At 66.8% G+C, this 6,151-nt stretch carries 5 protein-coding genes; 2 read left to right on the forward strand and 3 right to left on the reverse strand.

Annotated elements, in window-relative coordinates:
* Position 1: 1 nt before the first annotated feature.
* On the forward strand, positions 2–1,006 hold the full coding sequence (locus ABZ789_RS13240) for a HEAT repeat domain-containing protein (protein WP_358424277.1): 1,005 nt from the start codon (positions 2–4) through the stop codon (positions 1,004–1,006).
* A 66-nt stretch (positions 1,007–1,072) separates the two neighbouring features.
* Here ABZ789_RS13240 and ABZ789_RS13245 read toward each other — a convergent pair whose 3' ends face one another.
* On the reverse strand, positions 1,073–1,489 hold the full coding sequence (locus tag ABZ789_RS13245) for a cytochrome c oxidase subunit 4 (RefSeq protein ID WP_358424279.1): 417 nt from the start codon (positions 1,487–1,489) through the stop codon (positions 1,073–1,075).
* 33 nt (positions 1,490–1,522) lie between these two features.
* Positions 1,523–2,590 (reverse strand): cytochrome c oxidase subunit II, encoded by a 1,068-nt coding sequence (locus tag ABZ789_RS13250; RefSeq protein WP_358424281.1) that lies wholly within the window; start codon positions 2,588–2,590, stop codon positions 1,523–1,525.
* Between the two features lie 352 nt (positions 2,591–2,942).
* Between ABZ789_RS13250 and asnB the strand changes: the two genes are divergently transcribed.
* Positions 2,943–4,868 carry an asparagine synthase (glutamine-hydrolyzing) gene (gene asnB, locus ABZ789_RS13255; RefSeq protein WP_358424283.1) on the forward strand — a complete coding sequence of 642 codons (1,926 nt, stop codon included), beginning with the start codon at positions 2,943–2,945 and terminating at the stop codon, positions 4,866–4,868.
* Positions 4,869–4,949: 81 nt separating this feature from the next.
* Here the strand turns inward: asnB and ABZ789_RS13260 are convergent, their stop codons facing one another.
* Positions 4,950–5,918: a carbohydrate kinase family protein gene (locus ABZ789_RS13260; protein ID WP_358424285.1), complete on the reverse strand. Its 969-nt coding sequence runs from the start codon at positions 5,916–5,918 to the stop codon at positions 4,950–4,952.
* Positions 5,919–6,151 lie beyond the last annotated feature (233 nt).

Here is a 6,151-nt window from a genome sequence, read left to right on the forward strand (position 1 = left end):
GGTGCTGATCGGTGAGGTCGCACAGCGGTCCGGTATCAGCACGCGCATGCTGCGTCATTACGACCGCCTCGGACTGGTCACGCCGACGGGGAGAACGTCCGGTGGCTACCGCGAGTACAACGTCGACGATCTCCGGCGGCTCTTTCACGTGGAAAGTCTCCGGAGTCTCGGGCTGTCACTGACCGAGGTCGGACGCGCACTGGAGGAACCGGGCTTCGCCCCGGCAGAGCTGGTACAGCAACTGATCCGGAACACGCGCGAGCGGATCGCCACCGAGACCGAGTTGCTCGCCCGGCTCGAAGGCGTCGGCTCCGCTTCTCCGGGCGGGTGGGACGACGTGCTGCGCCTCGTCGCACTGCTCCGCGCGTTCGAATCCGACTCCGGTTCCCGTCGCCAGCAGGCGATCCTGTCCCAGGACGAGGCCGCGACGCTGCCGGTCGTGGCGCTGGCCCGGGCTGTTCTTGCGGAAGACGATCCCAACGTGGCGGGCGCTCTGCGATGGTCGCTCGCACGGGCCCCGGAGGCAGCGCTGCCGGAACTGGCCGTCGGGCTGCGTTCGACGGAGGCGCCGGTACGGCGACGGGCGATCGCCGCGCTCGCGGAGTTGCACCTCCCCGAGTCCTCCGCACTTCTGACCGAGACACTGGACGACGACGACCCGCACGTACGGACCACCTCGGCTCTGGCACTCGGATCGCGGGGTGTGGGAGAGGCCGCCCCGGTCCTCCTGGAGATGATCGTCGAGGGCCGCTCGGACGTCGAGGCCGCCGAGGTGCTGGGACGGCTCGCCGACCGGTCGATTCGACCCGCCGACATCGTCCGATCCGTGCAGCGGGTGCTCGACGAGGCCGCTGCGGTCCCCGTACGTCTGCGTCTCACGCAGGCTCTCGCGGAGATTCCCGGGGCAGCGGCCGAGGATGCTCTGTTCGCGCTGACCGGCGATCCCGATCGGACGGTCGCGGCGACCGCGGACGCCGTCCTCGGCACTCGCCGAGCCGGATCCTGAGCCGGAGAGAACGCAAGGGGCGCCGCACCCGAAGGTGCGGCGCCCCTTGGCGTCGAGAGAGTCGGATCAGTGCTTCTCGGGTCCGATGTGGTACTCGAACACCAGTCCTGCGGCTGCGGCGATGATCAGCGCAACCGCGACAACGATCAACCACGGCTGGAAGAAGGCGAGCGAGATGGCGGCGAAGGCAGCCGCACCGGCGAGCAGGATGGGCCAGTAGCTACCGGCACTGAAGAACCCGAGGTCGCCTGCGCCGTCGCTGATCTCCGCGTCCTCGTAGTCCTCGGGGCGGGTGTCGAGACGCCGGGCGACGAAACGGAAGTACGTTCCGACGATGAGCGTCAGGCCGGCCGAGAGGACGATGGCCGTCAGGCCCGCCCACTCGATGCCCCTTTCCGAAAGTCCGGTGAACGTGCCGTACACGATGGCGACGAGCACGAAGAACACCGTCACGACCTCGAAGAGCTTGGCTTCGATCTTCATATCAGCACTTGTCCTTGTCGGAGGAGGTGGCCGTCACTCGCCTGCGGCGACGGTCGCCGACCGGTCGGTGCGGTCGGTCTTGAACGGAGTCGTCGAGGTTGCGATCGGGCTCTGGCCGATGGCTTCGAGCGCGCGAGCGTTCGACAGGCCCTCGCCGCCGTCCTCGACCGGCTTACGGAGCTCGATGTACCGGGCGAAGTCCTCCGGGCTGACGGCGCGGACCTCGAAGTTCATCATCGCGTGGTAGGTGCCGCACATCTCGGCGCACCGGCCGACGAAGGAGCCTTCGCGTTCGATCTCGGAGATCTGGAAGACGGGGTCGGCGTTGTTCTCGACCGGGTTCGGGTTCACGTCGCGCTTGAACAGGAACTCCGGCACCCAGAAGGAGTGGATGACGTCGGACGAAGCGAGGTAGAACTCGATGCGCTTACCGGTGGGAAGCACGAGCACCGGGATCTCTTCGCTGGTGCCGAGCGTCTCGATCTTGTCGTAGCGCAGGTAGGACAGGTCTTCGGTCGGCTTGCCGTGGATCGGGCCCGGGGCCTCGTGATCCTCGCCGTGGGCAGCCGCCGGATCGAACGGCTGCAGTGCGACCGAATCCTGGGCGACCTCGTCGATGCCGTTGTACGGCTCGCTGCCGTCCTGAAGATCGATCGTCCGGTAGCCGAACTTCCAGTTCCACTGGAATGCCGTCACGTCGACCACGACGTTCGGGTTGTCTTCCTTCTCCAGGACGTAGTTCTGGACCACGACCGTGAAGTAGAAGAGGACACACACGGCGACGAAGGGCGCCGCGGTGTAGGCCAGCTCGAGCGGCACGTTGTAGGCCGTCTGACGAGGGAACTCGGGGTCGTCCTTCCGGCGCCGGTAAGCAATGACCACCCAGAAGGTGAGTCCCCACACGAGAATTCCCATGACGAGGGCGGCGACAGCCGACCACGTCCACAGTTCACGCATACGCTCGGCCTGAGGAGTGATGCCCTCCGGCCAGCCGAAACGAAGGATTTCTTCGCTCGAGCACCCGGTCAGCACCAAGGCTGCAATGCCGAGTGATGCTGCGAGCCCGAACCGCCGAAGGATCCGACCTTGCGCCACGTTCACGCCTTCCTGATCGCCGCAATTCCACTAGGGCACACCCGGAGGGCCGGCCCAATTACTACGCAGCGTAGACCAAACCCGGCCACTATCCACCGCCGGGGCACGAAGAAAGTGGCGGAGTGGGCGTTTCGACCCGAAGACCCCCGCCGTGACGTCCCGTTTTCGCGAATCGGACGCGTACGCCGTCCACAGCACGGGCGCGCCTGCCCGCCTCGACCGTCTGCGGCATACTTCGGTAGAACCAACGCCGGACCCCGAGTGGTAGTTCCCGGTGCCGGGCGCGGTGCGGTGTCCCGCGCCGGCACCCATCGGGGTTCGTTCGCGACACCCTCGACCGGAATGAGGTACCCCACGCGTGTGCGGATTGCTCGGGTTTCTGACCACTGACGGCACCAGCGACGACGCCGTCGCGAAGGTGGACTCCGCGATGCACTGCCTGCGCCATCGCGGGCCCGACGAGCACGGCACCTGGCACGACGCCGACCTCGTCTTCGGATTCAATCGGTTGTCGATCATCGACATCGCGCACTCGCACCAGCCGCTGCGCTGGGGCCCTCCGGAGCAGCCGGACCGCTACGCGCTGACCTTCAACGGGGAGATCTACAACTATCTCGAACTGCGTAAGGAGCTCACCGAGACGTTCGGCACCTCCTTCGCCACCGAGGGTGACAGCGAGGCGATCGTCGCTGCCTATCACCACTGGGGGGTGCGCGCGGTCCAGCGACTGCGCGGCATGTTCGCCTTCGCGATCTGGGACACCCACACTCGCGAACTGTTCGTCGCCCGCGACCCGTTCGGCATCAAGCCGTTGTTCCTCGCGACGGGCACCGGGGGGACGGCTTTCGGCAGCGAGAAGAAGAGCCTGCTCGAACTCGCCGATCTCATCGGTATCGGCACCGAGCTCGATCCTCGTGCGGTCGAGCACTACACCGTGCTGCAGTACGTTCCCGAACCGGAGACACTGCACCGGCAGATCCGCCGCCTGGAGTCGGGTTGCTACGCACGTCTCACCCCGGGTGCCGAGCCCGAGATCACGCGGTACTTCCACCCAACCTTCCCGGTCCGGCCCTTCGCGGCCGGCCGCGAGCAGGATCGCTATCGCGAGATCGCGGAAGCTCTCGAGGACTCGGTCGCCAAACACATGCGTGCCGACGTGACCGTCGGCTCGTTCCTCTCGGGCGGCATCGACTCCACCGCCATCGCGGCACTCGCGATGCAGCACAATCCGAAGCTCATCACCTTCACCGCAGGTTTCGAGCGGGAGGGTTACTCGGAGGTCGACGTCGCAGCCGAGTCGGCTGCGGCGATCGGTGCCCGGCACATCGTGCGGGTGGTCTCCCCCAGCGAGTTCGCCGCGGCGATCCCGGAGATCGTCTGGTATCTCGACGACCCGGTGGCCGACCCCGCGCTCGTGCCGCTGTGGTTCATCGCGCGAGAGGCCCGCAAGCACGTCAAGGTCGTGCTCTCCGGTGAGGGCGCAGACGAGTTGTTCGGTGGCTACACCATCTATCGCGAGCCGCTCTCGCTGCGTTCTTTCGAGTTCCTTCCGCCCGCTCTGCGACGAGCCGCAGGGAAGCTGTCGGAGCGCATTCCGGAGGGCACCCGAGGCAAGAGCCTGCTCCACCGCGGTTCGATGACGCTCGAGCAGCGCTACTACGGCAACGCCCGCAGCTTCAACGACGCACAGTTGCGCTCGGTGCTGCGTGAGTTCCGGCCCGAGTGGACCCACCAGGACGTCACGGCGCCGATCTACGCGCAGTCGGCCGGCTGGGATCCGGTCGCGCGCATGCAGCATCTGGATCTGTTCACCTGGCTGCGCGGCGACATCCTGGTCAAGGCCGACAAGATGACGATGGCCAACTCCCTCGAACTGCGGGTGCCCTTCCTCGATTCCGAGGTCTTCCGGGTGGCCTCCCAGGTGCCCTTGGATCAGAAGATCACCAAGAACACCACCAAGTACGCACTGCGGCAGGCACTCGAGGGAATCGTCCCGCCGCACGTGCTGCACCGGGCGAAGCTCGGCTTCCCCGTGCCGCTGCGGCACTGGCTCGCCGGTACAGAGTTGTTCGACTGGGCTCACGAGGTGATCGCGCAATCCCAGACCGATCACCTTCTGGACAAGGCCGCGGTCGCGAAGATGCTCGACGACCACCGGTCCGGTCCGATCGACCACAGCCGCCGGTTGTGGACGCTGCTGGTGTTCATGATCTGGCACGGCATCTTCGTCGAGCAGCGGATCGTGCCGCAGATCCAGGAGCCGGCCTACCCCGTCGAGATCTGATTCCGCGGCCAACGGCACGAACGGCCGCGAGCATCCATGTGGACGAGCTCGCGGCCGTTGTGTGTCACGGACCGGATGCGGTCAGAGAACGGCGGCGATCTCCTCGGCTGCGGTGGCTCCGTAAGCGTCCGACAGACGCTTGAGCGCGTCGGTCCGGTCGAAGGTCCACTCCTGCGTGCCGGTGGTCTCGAGGACATGCACGGCGACGAGAGAGCCGAGCTGCGCGGCGCGTTCGATGCTCAGACCCGAGCGGTGACCCAGGAGGAAACCGGCGCGGAAGGCGTCGCCGACACCCGTCGGATCGACCTTCGCGCGTTCGGGCACGACACCGACCTGTACCCAGTTGCCCTCGGAGTCGACGATCTTCGCGCCGTTGCCGCCCAGGGTCGTGATGCGCATGCCGACCTTCGCCCCGATCTCGTCCTCGGTCAGGCCGGTCTTCTGCTGCAGCAGACCCCACTCGTACTCGTTGGTGAACAGGTACTCGGCACCGTCGATGAGCTCTTCTGCCTGCTTGCCGTCCAGCCGGGCGAGCTGCTGGGAGGGGTCGGCCACGAACGGGATACCCAGCCGCCGGCACTCGGCGGTGTGGCGGATCATCGCGTCGGGGTCGTTGGCGCCGACCAGCACGAGGTCGACCTCGTGTTTCCGGACGACCTCGGCGAGGGAGATCTCCCGTGCTTCCGACATCGCGCCGGGATAGAAGGAAGCGATCTGCGCCATGTCCAGATCGGTGGTGCAGACGAACCGGGCGGTATGCGCGCTGTGCGACACGTGGACGGACGAACAGTCGACCCCGTGGTCCTCGAGCCACGTGCGGTACTCGGTGAAGTCGGCGCCGACCGCTCCGACGAGCACCGGCGCTCCCCCGAGGACACCCATGGCGAACGCGATGTTTCCCCCCACTCCGCCACGTCGGACGACGAGATCGTCCACGAGGAAACTGAGGGAGATGTGTGCGAGCTGATCGGCGAGCAGCTGGTCGGCGAATCTGCCGGGGAAGCGCATGAGGTGGTCGGTGGCGATGGAGCCGGTCACGGCGATGGTCACGTGGCTGAGCCTTTCCGCGGATGTCGGGTGGTGTGGCTGCTCACACGGAGAGCCGTAGCGGTCTCACGGTACTACCGACTCCACTGCGGCCCTGCTCGCACAGCGCTACGGATACGACAGGACCCCGGCGCCCGTGAGGGCGGGTTCACATGATCGTCGCAACACTCTCAACGAGAGGTTGCGACGATCATGTCGTTTGCGGAGGACTGCGACCGGTTCGGTAACCATCTGGC

The sequence above is a fragment of the Rhodococcus sp. NPDC047139 genome, assembly GCF_040643435.1.
Classification (GTDB): Bacteria; Actinomycetota; Actinomycetes; order Mycobacteriales; family Mycobacteriaceae; genus Rhodococcus.

Bases quoted from the DNA above. Each gene is read 5' to 3' on its own strand.
- ABZ789_RS13245 (WP_358424279.1), bottom strand. From the start codon at position 1,489: ATGAAGATCGAAGCCAAGCTCTTCGAGGTCGTGACGGTGTTCTTCGTG.